Source organism: Dactylosporangium sp. NPDC049140 (assembly GCF_040648435.1).
This window is the reverse complement of sequence record NZ_JBEZDS010000053.1, coordinates 1-14,628: the sequence shown is the minus strand read 5'-3', so window position 1 is coordinate 14,628 and position 14,628 is coordinate 1. Positions and strand designations below refer to the sequence as shown.

Sequence of the window (14,628 nt, the reverse complement as noted above, 5' to 3'; positions counted from 1 at the left end):
ATTCGAAGGAGACGGACGATGCCGGACGTCGAGCCGATCGCCATCGTGGGAGCCGGCATCCGGTTCCCCGGCGGCAACGAATCCCTGGACGACTTCGCGGCGTTCCTGCGCCGTGGCGGCAACGCGATCCGGCCGGTGCCGGAGGACCGCTGGGACAGTGCCGCGTTCACCTCCGACGACCCCGAGGCCCGCGGCAAGATCCGCGCCGCCGGCTTCGGGTTCATCGACCAGATCGACCAGTTCGACGCGCCGTTCTTCGGCGTCTCGCCGCTGGAGGCGCAGTACACCGACCCGCAGCAGCGGATGCTGCTGGAGGTCGCGTGGGAGGCGCTGGAGCACGCCAACATCGACTACGAGACGCTGCGCCACGGCAGCGGCGGCGTCTACATCGGGGCCAGCTGCATCGACTTCGCGCTGGAGCTCGACTCGCTGTCCTACGAGGAGCTCGACGGCCACCTCGCGGCCGGCATCACGATGTTCCCGATGTCGGGCCGGCTGTCGTACTTCCTGGGCTGGCAGGGCCCCAGCCTGACCACCGACACGGCCTGCGCGTCGTCGCTCACGGCCCTGCACCTGGCGGCCGAGGGCCTGCGCAACGGCGAGTGCGACATCGCCCTGGCCGGCGGCGTCGCGGCCATCCACCACCCGCGCATCCCGGTGATGTTCACGCACGGCAGCATGCTGGCCCCGGACGGGCAGTGCAAGACGTTCGACGACTCGGCCAACGGCTACGTGCGGGCCGAGGGCTGCGGCGTGCTGGTGCTCAAGCGCCTCGGCGACGCCCGCCGCGACGGCGACCGGATCATCGGCGTCGTCCGCGGCACCGCCATCGGCCAGGACGGCGCCAGCGCCGGGCTGACCGTGCCCAACGGCACCGCCCAGGAGGGCGTGATGCGCACCGCGCTGCGGGTGGCCGGGGCCGACCCGGGCGACGTGCAGTACGTGGAGGCGCACGGCACCGGCACCGCGCTCGGCGACCCGATCGAGATGGGCGCCATCGTCGACGTCTTCGGCGCCTCGCACACCCGCGAGCGCCCGCTGGTCGTCTCCTCGGTGAAGACCAACGTCGGGCACATGGAGCCCGTCGCGGGCATCGGCGGCCTGGTCAAGGTGCTGCTGCAGATGCGCGAGCGCAGCTACTTCCCGCACCTGAACATGACCAAGCCGTCCGGGCGCATCCCGTGGGACCGCATCCCGGTGTCGATCCCGACCGGCCTGCGGCCGTGGGAGGCCGAGACCCGCCGGGCCGTCATCAACAGCTTCGGCTTCGGCGGCGCGATCGCCGCGGCCGTCGTGGAGGAGCCCGCCGCGTCCGGACAGGCCCCGCCGCCGCCGGCCCCGGGCGCCGCGGTGTTCACGCTCTCGGCGAAGAGCAAGCGCTCGCTGGGGGCACTGCTGCAGCGGTACCGCGACCGCCTCGCCGCCGACCCGGAGCTGACCGCCGAGGACGTCTGCTACACGGCAAACGTCGGGCGCACCCACCTGCCGCTGCGGGTCTCCGGCGTGGTCGGCGGCCGCGCCGAGCTGGACCGGCTGCTGGAGCGCGAGCTCGCGCGCGTCGACAAGGCGGCCGGGGCGACCCGGCGCAAGGTCGCGTTCCTCTTCGCCGGGCAGGGCGCGCAGTACCCGGGCATGGGCGCGGCGCTCTACGAGCAGTTCCCGGTGTTCCGCGAGCAGGTCGACGCCTGCGACGAGCGCTTCGCCGGCCCGCTCGGCTGTTCCGTGCGCGAGCTCATGTTCGGGGACGACGCCGACCGGCTGCGCCAGACCCGGTACACCCAGGCGGCGCTCTTCACGCTGGAGTACGCCCTGGCGAAGCTGTGGCTGTCGTGGGGCGTGCGGCCCCACGCGCTCATCGGCCACTCCATCGGCGAGGTGGCCGCGGCCGCCGTCGCCGGGCTGTTCACCCTCGACGACGCCGTCCGGCTCGTCGCCGCCCGCGGCCGGCTCATGCAGTCGGTGACCGCGTCCGGCGGCATGGCGGCCGTCGACGCCCCGGCCGAGGAGCTCGCCGCGGCCGTCGCCGAGCACCCGCAGCTGGCCGTCGCCGCGCTGAACTCGCCGCAGCAGACCGTCGTCTCCGGCGAGACCGGCGCGCTCGACCGGCTCTGCGCCACGCTGGAGGCGCAGGGGCGCAAGGTGACCCGGCTCGCCGTGTCGCACGCGTTCCACTCCCCGCAGATGCGGGAGGTGTACGACGGCTTCCGCCGCGAGCTGGCGGGCATCGAGTTCCACGAGCCGACCCTGACCCTCGTCTCCAACCTGACCGGCAAGGTCGCACGGTTCGCCGAGCTGGCCGACGTGGAGTACTGGGTCCGCCACATCGGCGAGCCGGTCGACTTCCGCGCCGGGATGGCCACCATCGAGAAGCGGGGCACCCACGCCTTCGTCGAGATCGGCCCGGGCCGCTCGCTGACCGCCCCGGCCCGCCAGTGCGTCACCGGCGAGAAGCACCTGTGGCTGTCCAGCCTCGACCGCAACGACCCTGAGGGCGTCGTCGTCCGCGAGGCCCTGGCCCAGTACTACCGGGCCGGCGGCGCCGTGCACTGGCCCGGCTTCCACGCCGGGCGGGAGCGGCGCAAGGTCGGGCTGCCCACGTACGCGTTCGACCGCAAGCGGTACTGGCTGCCGATCAAGGGCCCGCGCCACGGCGTCGGCGGCGCGCGCACCGCGGGCGGGCGGCTCCACCACCCGCTGCTCGGCGCCGAGATCGCCGCCGGCGAGGGCGTGCGCGAGTTCAAGGCGCGCTGGAGCGCCACCGCGCCGGCCTACGTCGCCGACCACGTCATCATGGGCCGGGTCGTGATGCCCGGCACCGGCTACCTGGAGGCGCTGCTGGCCCTGCAGGACGCGGTCTTCGGCGAGGCCGGCCGGCCCGTCACCGACGTGCGGATCCTCGAGCCGCTGTTCCTGCCCGACGACGGCGACGTCGAGGTGCGGGTGCGGCTGCGCGACGGGGTCCGCGCCGAGATCGTGAGCGTGGCCGACGGCGGCGTGGAGCGCGCCCACCTGCGGGCGGTCATCGGCGAGCCCGGCCCCGCGGCGCTGACCGAGGCCGGGGAGGCGCTGCTGAGCCGGGCCGCCCAGGCGGAGCCGGCCGACGAGGTGGTCGACGCCGAGACGGTGTACCGGCTCTACGCGGCGGCCGGGCTGGAGTACGGCCCGCAGTTCCGGCGGATGGGCGACGTGTCCCGGTACGGCGCCGACTTCGCCACCGGCGAGCTGCGCGGCGCCGACGCCGACGCGGCCGAGCTGGTGCCGCCGTTCATCGTGGACGCCGCGACCCACGCCTTCGCCGCCGTCGGCAACGACGGCAACAGCTACCTGCCCGTGCGGTACACCTCCTTCCGGATGTTCAAGAAGCCCAAGGCGGCGACGCTGCGCGTCCTGCTGCGCCTCGACCCCGACCCGGTGCCGGAGGTCGACATCGCGATCGACCTCGTCGCGCTGGAGGGCGACCGGCCGGTGTTCGAGCTGCGCGGCCTGGGCATGAAGCGGGTCGCCGACAACGGCGCCCGGCGCGAGCTCGCCCACGACCTGCGCTGGCTGCGGCGCTCGCTCGTGGGTCGCGGCGAGGAGCCGCACTCGATCCTGGCCGTGCGGGCGCCGCAGCACGCGCGGGGGGCCCTCAACGGATCCCGGTTCGTCGACGAACCCGGGGCCGCGGACCTGCACGACGTCTCGGACGTGTGCTGGTTCTGGGAGCCGGGCGGCACGCTCGCCGAGGAGTCGGAGCGCAACTACCGGCGCCTGCTCGACCTGCTGCGGACGCTGGGCGAGGCCGGCTTCGGCCGCGACCAGCGGCTGTGGCTCGTCACCGAGCGGGCCCAGCACCTGGCCGGCGACGCGGCCGGCCTCGACCGCCCGCCGGCCGCGGCGAGCCTGTGGGGCTTCGGGCACACGCTGCTCAACGAGCACCCGGCGTACCGCACCACCATGGTCGACCTGCCCGGGGACGAGGGCGGCTACGGCTCCCTGCTGGAGGAGGTCGGGGCCTCGCCCGCCGGGGAGTTCCAGATCGCCTACCGCGACGGCCGCCGCCACGTGCGCCGGCTCGTCCCGCTGGAGCTGGCCGCGCCTGGCCCCGACGACAGCTTCGCGCTCGCGATCCGCGAGTACGGCCAGTTCGCCGGCGTGCGCAAGGTGCACGCCGAGCGGGTCGCGCCGCGGGGCGACGAGGTCGAGATCCTGGTGCGCGCGGCCGGCCTGAACTTCAAGGACGTGCTCAACGCGCTGGGGCTGCTCAAGGAGTTCGGCGAGCAGCCGCTGGGCTTCGAGGCCGCGGGCACCGTCGTGGCCGCCGGCCCCGAGGCGACCCACCGCGTCGGCGACGACGTCGTGGTCAACTACCTCGGCTGCATGCAGCGGCACGTGGTCGCGCCGTCCACGGTCGTCGTGGCCAAGCCGCCGCGGCTGAGCCACGCGGAGGCGGCGGGGCTGCCGGCGGCGTACGTCACCGCCCACTACGCGCTGCACACCCTCGCGGGCATCAAGGCCGGCGACCGGATCCTGATCCACGCGGCGGCCGGCGGCGTCGGACAGGCGGCGGTACAGCTGGCGAAGGCGGCCGGGGCCGAGATCTACGCGACCGCGAGCCCGCACAAGTGGCCGCTGCTGCGCGAGCAGGGCGTGACCCGCCTGTACAACTCGCGCTCGCTCGACTTCGCGGCGCAGCTGCTGGAGCAGACCGGCGGGGCCGGGGTCGACATCGTCCTCAACAGCCTGAACAAGGACTTCATCCCGGCGAGCATGTCCTGCCTGGGCCGCAACGGGCGGTTCGTGGAGATGGGCAAGGTCGGCGCCTGGACGCCGGAGCAGGTGCGCGCCGAGCGGCCGGATGTGGCGTACCACAACTTCGACCTCAGCGAGCTGCCGTGGGACGACGCGGTGCGGGTCACCGCCGAGGCTATGCGGCTCGTCATCGGGCAGGTCGCCGACGGCACGCTCGCGCCGCTGCGGACCAGCGTGTACTCCCTGGACGAGGTCGAGGAGGCCTTCGGGGTGCTCAGCCGGGGCGCCAACCTCGGCAAGCTGGTGCTGGACCTGGACGGCCCGCGCCGCGGCGCGCCCGTCGAGCTGCGCGACGACCGCACCTACGTGGTCACCGGCGGCCTCGGCGCGCTCGGCGTGGTGACGGCCCGCGCGCTCGTCTCGGCGGGCGCCCGGCACATCGTGCTCACCGGCCGCGGCGGCACCCCGGCCGCGGACGTGGCCGGGGAGTTCGAGCGGCTGGGTCAGGACGCCGACGTGCGGGTGATCCGCGGCGACATCGCCAAGGACGCCGACGTCGTCCGCATCCTCGCCGAGGCGGGCCGCCCCTGGCCGGTCGGCGGGATCGTGCACTCGGCCGGCACCTTGCAGGACGCGCCGGTCGCGGCGCAGACCTGGGAGACCATCGAGCCGGTGTTCTCGGCCAAGGTGTACGGCACCTGGTTGTTGCACCGCGCCGCGCGGGACCTGCCGGAGCTGGACTTCCTGGTCGGGTACTCCTCCGCCGCCCCGATCGTGGGCACCCCCGGCCAGGCGAACTACTCCGCGGCCAATGCCTTCCTCGACGAGGTCATGGTGCGCCGCTTCGCCGCCGGTACGCCCGGCACGACGGTGAACTGGGGCCCGTGGGGCGAGGTCGGCATGTCGGCCCGCCTGGCCGACGTGCTCTACAAGCGCTGGGCCGACGAGGGCATCGTGCTCACCACGCCCGCGGTCGGCATGCGGGCCCTGCGCGCCCTGCTGCGCCGCCCGGCCGGGCAGGCCGTGGTCGGCGAGTGCGACTGGGACCGCTTCGCCGGCGGCAAGCCGGTGGCCAACGCGGTGTACCAGCGGCTGCTGTCCGACAGCGGGGCCGGCGGCACCGACCGGCCCGACCTCGACGAGCTGGCCGCCGCGCCGCGCGAGGAGCGGCTGGCCCGCATCGACGCGTTCGTGCGGGCCCGGGTCGCCGCGGTGCTGCACTTCGACGACGCCGACGCGGTCGACTCGGCCACCGAGTTCGTGCGGCTGGGGCTCGACTCGCTGGTCGCCGTCGAGCTCAAGAACTCCCTCGAGGCGGCGTTCGGGGTGCCGCTGCCCTCGGCGGTGGCGCTGGAGTACCCCAGCGCCGAGCTGCTGGCGGAGTTCATCGACCGCCAGATGTTCCCCGAACCGGCCGCGGTGTAGTCGGCGCCGGCCGGCCCGGACCTCGCGACGGGCCGGCCGGCGTCTCGTTCCCTTTGCCTTGGAGGACTCATGGTCGCCCGCTGGTTCCACCCGGACATGCCCTCGCCGGAGGCGACGGCCCGGATCTTCCTGTTCCCCTACGCCGGCGGCAGCGCCCCGATGTACCGCGACTGGCTGCCGCTGTTCCCGCCGGACATTGCCGCGCAGGCGGTGCAGCTGCCGGGGCGGCTCGACCGGCGCGCCGAGCCGCTGCTGGAGAGCCTCGACGACATCGTGGCGGCCACGAGCGAGGCCCTCGCGGCCGAGCTCGACGACCGGCCGTACGCGGTGTTCGGGCACTCGATGGGCGTGCTCGTCGCCTACCGGGTGGCGGCGGCGATGACGCACGAGTTCGGCCACGGCCCGATGCTGCTGGCGTCGGCGGCCTGGGCGCCGGAGGGCTTCGCGATGCCGACCCGCGAGCAGGTCGAGATGCCACAGGACGAGCTGCTCAAGTGGGTGATCGGGCTGGGGTCGCTGCCGCCGGTGATGTACGAGGACCCCGAGATGCTGGCGGTGACCCTGCCGCCGACGCGGGCCGACCTGCGGGCCTGCATCGACTACACCGACGACGCCGCGTTGCTCGACTGCCCGGTCGTCACCTACGCCGCGGCCGAGGACCCGCTCATGACCCCGGCCGCGGCCGACTCGTGGATCTCGCGCACCCCTGAGTACCTCGGCACGTCGGTCTTCGCCGGCGGCCACTTCTTCATCTACGACAACGTCCTGCCCATCGTCACCGACCTCACCCGGCACATCCGCAAGCTCGCTCAGCAAGAAGGAGGAAGACCGTGACCGGATTCAACGCGATCGCCGAGCGCTACGTGGCGATCTGGAACGAGCCCGACCCGCAGCTGCGCCGCAAGCTCATCGACGAGCTGTGGGCGGAGGACGGGGTGTACTACAACCGGCTCTTCGCCAGCGGCGGCCGCGACGGCGTCGAGATGGCGGTGCGGACCGCCCACGAGGAGTACTTCGCCAAGGGGCTGTCGTTCCGCAGCCGCGGCGACGCCTACGGACACCACAACGGGATGCGCTTCGGCTGGGTGCTGGTGGTCACCCGCACCGGCGAGGTCGACACCTTCGGCGAGGAGTTCCTGCTCCTCAACGACGACGGGCAGATCCGCGTCGACTACCAGTTCGGGCTCCGGCCCCCGGCGATCTAGGAGCGCGGACATGACGAGCATCGACTACAACGAGCTGGCCGAGCGGTACATCGCGTCGTGGAACGAGCCCGACGACGAGGCCCGGAGCAAGCTGGTCCGCGACCTGTGGGCCGAGGACGGCACCTACAACAACCGCTTCTTCACCGTCACCGGCGTACAGGCCATGGAGTTCGTCACCGCCAACGCGGTGCAGGAGTACGGCTCGAAGGGCTTCGTGTTCCGCTCGCAGCAGGACGCCTACGGCCACCACGGCGGCGTGCACTTCCACTGGGTGATGGCCTCGGCCGCCACCGGCGAGGTCGACACCTGGGGCGAGGACTTCCTCGTGCTCAACGCGGCCGGGAAGATCGCGTCGGCGCACCAGTTCGCGATGAAACGTCCCTCCGCGTGAGGTGAGGGGCACGCGCGCGGCGCGGGCCGGTCGTGGCCCCCCGCAAGGCCCGCGTCGTCGCGTCGTCCATGGGATAGAAGGTCTTGATCGCCACGCCGGCCACGGTGACGTCGAGGGCGGTGCCGAAGACCGTGACGGTGCAGTAGAAGTTGAGCCGGCGCGAGCCGTCCCGCAGCTTCAGGGGCAGGAGGATGTTCTCGATGCCCTCGACGTCCTCGCCGCAGCGGCCGGTGTGGCCGCACAGCTCGCGGTACAGCTCGGCCAGGGCCGGGTCGCAGACGCGGTCGACGCGGCGGCGCAGGCGGGAGAGCAGGTTGTGCTGCCACTCCTCCAGGTTGACGATCCGCCCGGCGAGGCCGTCGGGGTGCAGGGTCAGGCGCAGCACGTTCACCGGCGGCTCCAGCAGGTGCGCGGCCACCCCCTCGGTGAACAGCCGGAAGCCGGAGTTGGCGCCGAGCAGGTTCCACAGCCGGTCGACGGCCATCGCGGGCAGGGGCTCGTGGGCCCGCAGCACCTGCCGGGCGGGCTCGATCACCTCCTCGACCGCCGCGTCCTCGACGTGGTACACCGGCGCGAACCCGGCCGCGAGCAGCAGCTCGTTGCGCGCGTGGGCGGGCGCCCCGAGGTGGTCGGCGAGGCGCAGCAGCACCTCGCGGCTCGGCGAGGAGCGGCCGGTCTCGAGGTAGCTCAGGTGGCGCGGGGAGACGTCGGCCTCGCTGGCCAGCCGCAGCTGGCTGAACCCGCGTGACTCGCGCATGAGACGCAGCCGGTCGCCGACCGGCTGCCAGGTCCGCATCGGCAGCTCCGTCACGCCTCCGAGGGTACGCGCCGTGCGGTCATCGTGCTGACTGAGCACCATGACCTCCGACGTTATTGACCCGTTCGGGACGAACCACGCACGGTGGGATGAGCGGCGTGTGCCCACCGCCGCGGCAACCGGGATTGGAGTAGCAGCTGATGACGGCAGAAGCGAAGTCGACGGCGGGCGCGGGCGGGGGTCCCGGCCCGACCCCGGTCGATGGCGGATCGCCGCCGGCGCCGGCCCTGGGCGGCACGCTGTTCGTGCTCATGATCGGCGTGTTCGTGACGGTCCTGGACTTCTTCATCGTCAACGTGGCGATCCCGTCGATCCAGACGGACCTGCACGCCGGGGCCTCGGCGATCCAGTTCGTGGTGGCCGGGTACGCCATCGCCTACGCCGGCGGGCTGGTGATCGGCGGCCGGCTCGGCGACATCTTCGGCCGGCGCCGGCTCTACGCGGTCGGCATCGTGCTGTTCACCCTCGCATCGCTCGCCTGCGGCCTGGCCCCGACGGCCGGCGCGCTGGTCGCGGCCCGGGTCGTGCAGGGCCTCGCGGCCGCCGTGCTCGCGCCCCAGGTGCTCAGCACCGTCGGCGCCACGATGACCGGCGAGGCGAAGGCGCGCGGCTTCACGCTCTACGGCGTGACCATGGGCCTGGCGTCGGTCTTCGGCCAGCTCATCGGCGGGCTGCTCATCCAGGGCGACGTGTTCGGCCTGGGCTGGCGCGCCTGCTTCCTCATCAACATCCCGATCGGGGCGCTCGCCCTGGCGCTCATCCCCCGCTTCATGCCCGACTCGCGCTCGCCCGGCAAGCCCACCCTCGACATCGGCGGCATGCTGCTGTTCTCGGCCGCGCTGATCGCCGTGGTCCTGCCGCTGATCGAGGGGCGCGAGCAGGGCTGGCCGCTGTGGGCCTGGGCCTCACTGGCGGGCGCGGTGGTGCTGTTCGCGGCCTTCGCCGCCTACGAGCGCTCGATCGCCGCCCGGCAGGGCTCGCCGCTGCTGGACCCGGGGATGTTCCGCGAGCGGGCGTTCACCGCGGGCCTGCTCGCCCAGCTGGTCTTCTACTTCGGGCAGGCCTCGTTCTTCCTGGTGTTCGCGCTGTACGTGCAGGAGGGGCGGCACTACGACGCGCTGCACGCCGGGCTGATCTTCATCGCGCTCGGCGGCGGCTACATGGTGACCTCGCTGACCGCGCGGTTCGTGGCCGCCCGCATCGGCCGCCAGGTGATCGCGCTCGGCGCGGTGCTGCGGATCGTGGGGATGGCCGGGCTCATCGCGGCCGTGGCGCACGTGGGCACCACCGGCAGCATCTGGTGGCTCGTCCCGGCGCTGGTGATCGACGGCGCCGGCCAGGGCCTCGCCGTCGCGCCGCTGGCCTCCACGGTGCTCTCGCGCATCACGCCGCACTACGCGGGGGCGGCCTCCGGCGTGCTGAGCACCGGCGCCTGGGCCGGCAACGCGTTCGGGGTGGCCGTCATCGGCGTCATCTTCTACGGGCGGCTGGCCCAGACCGGGCCCGCCGATCCGTTCGGGCACGCGTTCAGCGGCAGCCTCGTGTACATCATCGCGGTGGCCGCCGCACTCGCGGTGCTCGTGCAGTTGTTGCCCGCCAAACCTGCGGCCGCGAAATAGCGGTAGTACGATGTGCGGGGCCGGTTTCGCCGACCCCGCATATTGTCTTCAGCCTAATTCCCCTAATTCCTATCGATCCACTTTTAAACGGCCTCTGACCAGCGGTCAGAGACATGTCAGCGACATGTCACGGGCGTCTGATTGAATCGGTTCCGAGAGATAGTTCATTGACATACACGCATGTCGACAAATTCTCTCACGCCCGATATCAACCTCCGTTGCGCAGAGGTGGACGACACAATGACGGTAACCACGACAGCGGTCGAAATCCTGCAACGCCTTCCGATGCCCGACCGGCGGTCCGAGCTCACGGCCATGGTGTCGGAGCAGTTCCGCGGGGTGCTGCTCATGGACGAGGACGAGCGGCTGGAGCCCACCGAGAGCGTGTTCGCCCTCGGGATGTCCTCGGTACTGCTCGTGCAGGCCCAGGAACGGCTCTCCAACCTCTTCGGCGTCGACCTCTCCAGCGCCGTGCTGTTCAACAGCTGCACCGTGCAGCAGGTGACCCAGTACCTCGCGGGCGAGGTGCTGGCCGACCTCTTCACCGACGAGCGGCCGGTGCGCCGCGCGGCCCCCAAGGCGCGCACCCGCCTGCTCTGGGACGACGTGCTCGGCCGCGTCTACCTCGACGCGGCCTGACCCCACCCCCTTCACGAAACGGATGGACGGCATGGCGCACGCCTCGGAACCCACCATCGTCGCCCGGATCGCCGAGCACGCCCGCACCCGGCCCGGCCACGCGGCCATCGTGTTCGAGGACACGGTGGTCAGCTGGGACCGGCTGCACCGTGACAGCAACCGCGCGGCGCACGCGCTGCGGGCGCACGGGGTGACCCGGGGGGCGCGCGTGGCGTACATCGGCCGCGAGTCCCACCACTACTACACGCTCGCCGTGGCGTGCGCGAAGGCCGGCGCGGTGCTGGTGCCGTGCAACTGGCGGCTGACGCCGGGCGAGGTGCAGCACATCCTGCGCGACTCGGCCGCCGCGGTGCTCTTCGCCGAGGCCGAGTTCATGCCCGTCGTCGCGCGCGCCGTCGAGGAGTTCGACGTCGTCGAGGTGGACGCCCCCGGGCAGCGCTACGCCGGCTTCACGGCCTGGCTCGCGGGGCGGCCGGAGACGGACCTCGAGTTCGCCCCCTCCACCGACGAGCCGGTCGCGCAGATGTACACCAGCGGCACCACCGGCCTGCCCAAGGGCGTCGTGCTCGCGCACCGGACCTTCTTCACGTTCATCGACAACATGCGCCGCGCGGGGGTCGACTGGATCGACTGGCGGCCCGAGGACCGCAGCCTCAGCGCGTTCCCGGGCCTGCACGCCGGCGGGTACGCCTGGTTCATGCATTGCCTCAACGCCGGCGCGACGAGCGTGGTGCTGCAGACGTTCGTGGCCGAGGACGCGGTGCGGGCCATCGAGCGGCACGCCGTGACGACCCTGTGGGCGGCGCCGGCGATGCTGCAGATGATGCTCGTCGAACCCGGCGTCACCCGGGACACGTTCCGCTCGCTGCGCAAGACGGTCTACGGCGGCTCCCCCATCCACCGGGAGCTGCTGCTGCAGTGCATGGAGGGCTTCAGCGGCGAGCTGGTGCAGGCCTACGCCGCGGCGGAGACGGGCAGCTTCATCACCTGCCTGCGCGCCGAGGAGCACCGGCCGGAGAATCCCAAGCTCGCCTCGGCGGGCCGGCTGTGCCCGGGCAACGAGCTGCGCATCGTGGACGAGGACGGCAACACCCTGGGGCCGAACGAGCCGGGGCGCATCTGCGTGCGGACGCCGGCCGAGTTTGTGGAGTACTGGCACCGCCCCGACGAGACCGCCCGCATGAAGCGCGACGGCTGGCTCTACATGGGCGACTCCGGGTACCTCGACGAGGACGGCTACCTGTTCCTGCGGGACCGGATCAACGACACCATCATCGTGGCCGGGCAGAACATCTACCCGGTCGAGGTCGAGGACGTGATCCGCACCCACCCGGCCGTGGACGACGTGGCGGTCTTCGGCGTGCCGCACCCGCGCTGGGGCGAGGTGGTGCGCGCGGCGGTGGTGACCCGGGCCGGGGAGACGCTGAGCGGGCGGGACCTCATGAAGTTCCTGCGCGGCAAGCTGGCGGGCTTCAAGATTCCGATCGGGTACGACTTCGTGGAGTCGCTGCCGCGCAACCCGACGGGCAAGGTCCTGCGCCGCGTCCTGCGCGCGGAGGCCGCCCCCGCGCGCTGAACCCCCGGCCGGCGCTCAGGACGCGTAGCGCTGCTCGTCGGCCGTGTCGGCCAGGTCCTCGTACAGCAGCAGCGGATCGTGGTCCAGGATCGCCTTCTCGAACCGGCGCAGGATCGGCGACGGCTCGATGCCGAGCTCCTCGGCGATCCGCTTGCGTAATTCGCGGTACACCTCGAGCGCCTCGATCTGGCGGCCGGAACGGTACAGCGCGACCATGAGCAGGCTGCACAGCTGCTCGCGCATCGGGTTCTGGGCGAACAGCTCGGTCAGCTCCGGCACGATCCGGGCGTGGTTGCCGACCCGCAGCTCCAGGTCGAACAGCAGCTCGTGCGCGGTGGTGCGGGCCTCGTCGTAGCGGGCGACGGTGGTGCGGCACAGCGGACCGCCGGTCAGGCCGCCGAAGACCGGGCCCCGCCACAGGCTCAGGGCGCTGCGCAGGTCGGCGATGTCGCGGTAGGGGTCGACGCGCGGCCGGCTGCGGATGACGTCGACAGTGTGCAGGAAGGACATCGCGTCGACCTCGGTCCAGGCGACGGAGAAGCGGTACCCGGACACGCTGGTCACCAGCCGCGGCTCCCGCCGGTCCGGCTCCATGGCGGTGAGCACGCGCCGGATCCGGCTGATCTGCGCCTGTAGAGCGTTCTCCATCTTGAGCGGCGGGGTCGTCCCCCACAGCTCCTCAGCGAGCGCGTCCACGGTGATCAGATCATTGTTGGCCGCGATGAACGCCGCGACCAATGTCTGTTTCATCGTGCCCGAGACGCGGACGACGTGGTTTCGGTTTCGCATTTCCATCGCGCCGAGTACGAAGAAGCTCGTCATTTCACTTCCCACGTCGTGGCCGGCCGGAGAATTAGCGCGCACGGACACCAGCATCCACTCATGCGAATGCGACGATGTTTCCCCCGTTTGATCCCAACCCGACCGATGATTGCACACGGTGTGGGGCTCTTCAACCGATCGGAGGAGGCCAACTCCCTACCGCTCCGCCCGACAATCGGGGAAATAGACCGAGCCCCGCCGCGGGCGGCACCGCCATCACCTGCGGAAATCGCGGGGAGATCGAGCGGGAGCCGCCGGGCGGGTCCGGTATCGTAGGCAGGCTAACCGAATTGAGTCAATGTGTTGTACACCCCTTCATGCAACGGTCACATTCACCGGCATATTCATGTGCAGCGTCATCCCCATCCTCACGGGAGTTCGATCAACATGCCCGCGCCGACGGTCCGGTTCGTCGTTTCGTCGATGATGATGAACCCGCCGGTGGTGCGGTTGCGGCGGTACTCGTCCGCCAGCAGCGGCACCGTCGTGCGCAGCCGGACCCGGCCGATCTCGTTGAGCTCGAGGCGGCTGGCGGCCGTGTCGCGGTGCAGCGTGTTCACGTCGAGGCGGTACTGCAGGCCCCGGACCACGGTGCGGGCCGAACGGGTCGTGTGCTTGATCGCGTACTTCCCGCCGACCGTCAGCGGCCGGGTCTCGTCCATCCAGCAGACCATCGCCTCGATGTCCTGGGCGACCCGGGGCGCGTTGTTCGGCCGGCAGATGAGGTCGCCACGGGCGATGTCGATCTCGTCGGCGAGGCGGATCGTGACCGACATCGGGGGGTACGCCTCGGCGAGCTCGCCGTCGGCGGTCTCGATGTGCGTGATCTTCGTCGTGAACCCGGACGGCAGCACCATGACCTCGTCGCCGGGGCGCAGCACGCCGCCGGCCACCTGCCCCGCGTAGGCGCGGTAGTCGGGCGCGGCCGCCGACTGCGGCCGGATGACGTACTGCACCGGAAATCGCACATCCACGAGATTGCGGTCCGAGGCGATGTGCACGTGCTCCAAATGGTGCAGCAGGGACGGCCCCTCGTACCACGGCGTCTTGTCGCTGCGGGCCACGATGTTGTCGCCGTGCAATGCCGAGATCGGAATCACGGAAAGATCCGGCACCGACAGTTTGGCCGCGAACGAGGTGAACTCCTCGGCGATGCGCTCGTAGACCTCCTGCGAGTAGTCCACCAGGTCCATCTTGTTCACGCACAGCACCAGGTGCGGCACCCGCAGCAGCGAGCACAGGAACGCGTGGCGGCGGGACTGCTCCACCAGGCCCTTGCGGGCGTCGACCAGGATCAGGGCAAGATCCGCGGTCGACGCGCCGGTGACCATGTTCCGGGTGTACTGGATGTGCCCGGGCGTGTCCGCGATGATGAACTTGCGCCGGGGGGTCGCGAAGTACCG

General features: G+C 72.1%; 10 protein-coding genes. 7 read left to right on the top strand and 3 right to left on the bottom strand.

The features are described 5' to 3' along the window. The first annotated feature begins 18 nt into the window (after positions 1-18). The 4 genes from AB0B76_RS48420 to AB0B76_RS48405 all read left to right on the top strand — a co-directional run bounded on the left by AB0B76_RS48420 (position 19) and on the right by AB0B76_RS48405 (position 7,752). Positions 19-6,156: a type I polyketide synthase gene (locus AB0B76_RS48420; RefSeq protein ID WP_360389671.1), complete on the top strand. Its 6,138-nt coding sequence runs from the start codon at positions 19-21 to the stop codon at positions 6,154-6,156. Between the two features lie 69 nt (positions 6,157-6,225). Continuing rightward, the gene (locus AB0B76_RS48415; RefSeq protein ID WP_360389668.1) at positions 6,226-6,990 is read left to right on the top strand and encodes an alpha/beta fold hydrolase; all 765 of its coding nucleotides are present in this window, start codon (positions 6,226-6,228) and stop codon (positions 6,988-6,990) included. Next, positions 6,987-7,361, top strand: a complete 375-nt coding sequence (locus tag AB0B76_RS48410; protein ID WP_360389665.1) for a hypothetical protein — start codon at positions 6,987-6,989, stop codon at positions 7,359-7,361. Before AB0B76_RS48415 ends, AB0B76_RS48410 begins: the two co-directional genes overlap by 4 nt. 10 nt (positions 7,362-7,371) lie before the next feature. Continuing rightward, the gene (locus AB0B76_RS48405) at positions 7,372-7,752 is read left to right on the top strand and encodes a hypothetical protein (protein ID WP_360389663.1); all 381 of its coding nucleotides are present in this window, start codon (positions 7,372-7,374) and stop codon (positions 7,750-7,752) included. Here AB0B76_RS48405 and AB0B76_RS48400 read toward each other — a convergent pair. Then, positions 7,691-8,563, bottom strand: coding sequence for a helix-turn-helix transcriptional regulator (locus AB0B76_RS48400; protein ID WP_360389661.1), 873 nt, complete (start codon positions 8,561-8,563; stop codon positions 7,691-7,693). The genes AB0B76_RS48405 and AB0B76_RS48400 overlap by 62 nt on opposite strands. Positions 8,564-8,709: 146 nt before the next feature. Here AB0B76_RS48400 and AB0B76_RS48395 point away from each other — a divergent pair, with 146 nt between their 5' ends. The 3 genes from AB0B76_RS48395 (at position 8,710) to AB0B76_RS48385 (ending at position 12,403) form a co-directional block, all read left to right on the top strand. Further along, positions 8,710-10,188, top strand: a complete 1,479-nt coding sequence (locus AB0B76_RS48395; RefSeq protein ID WP_360389659.1) for an MFS transporter — start codon at positions 8,710-8,712, stop codon at positions 10,186-10,188. Positions 10,189-10,473: 285 nt separating this feature from the next. Next, on the top strand, positions 10,474-10,827 hold the full coding sequence (locus AB0B76_RS48390; RefSeq protein WP_360389657.1) for an acyl carrier protein: 354 nt from the start codon (positions 10,474-10,476) through the stop codon (positions 10,825-10,827). A 31-nt stretch (positions 10,828-10,858) separates the two neighbouring features. Next, positions 10,859-12,403 carry a long-chain-fatty-acid--CoA ligase gene (locus AB0B76_RS48385; RefSeq protein WP_360389654.1) on the top strand — a complete coding sequence of 515 codons (1,545 nt, stop codon included), beginning with the start codon at positions 10,859-10,861 and terminating at the stop codon, positions 12,401-12,403. Positions 12,404-12,418: 15 nt separating this feature from the next. Here AB0B76_RS48385 and AB0B76_RS48380 read toward each other — a convergent pair whose 3' ends face one another. Beyond that, complete coding sequence (locus AB0B76_RS48380) at positions 12,419-13,153, bottom strand: AfsR/SARP family transcriptional regulator (RefSeq protein ID WP_360389651.1); 735 nt, start codon at positions 13,151-13,153, stop codon at positions 12,419-12,421. Between the two features lie 440 nt (positions 13,154-13,593). Beyond that, a partial coding sequence (locus AB0B76_RS48375; protein ID WP_360389648.1) for a GTP-binding protein occupies positions 13,594-14,628 on the bottom strand: 1,035 nt, incomplete at its 5' end.

Coding starts and splice junctions, on each gene's coding strand:
- AB0B76_RS48420 (WP_360389671.1), top strand. CDS start 19: ATGCCGGACGTCGAGCCGATCGCCATCGTGGGAGCCGGCATCCGGTTC.
- AB0B76_RS48415 (WP_360389668.1), top strand. CDS start 6,226: ATGGTCGCCCGCTGGTTCCACCCGGACATGCCCTCGCCGGAGGCGACG.
- AB0B76_RS48405 (WP_360389663.1), top strand. CDS start 7,372: ATGACGAGCATCGACTACAACGAGCTGGCCGAGCGGTACATCGCGTCG.
- AB0B76_RS48395 (WP_360389659.1), top strand. CDS start 8,710: ATGACGGCAGAAGCGAAGTCGACGGCGGGCGCGGGCGGGGGTCCCGGC.
- AB0B76_RS48390 (WP_360389657.1), top strand. CDS start 10,474: ATGCCCGACCGGCGGTCCGAGCTCACGGCCATGGTGTCGGAGCAGTTC.
- AB0B76_RS48385 (WP_360389654.1), top strand. CDS start 10,859: ATGGCGCACGCCTCGGAACCCACCATCGTCGCCCGGATCGCCGAGCAC.
- AB0B76_RS48380 (WP_360389651.1), bottom strand. CDS start 13,153: ATGAAACAGACATTGGTCGCGGCGTTCATCGCGGCCAACAATGATCTG.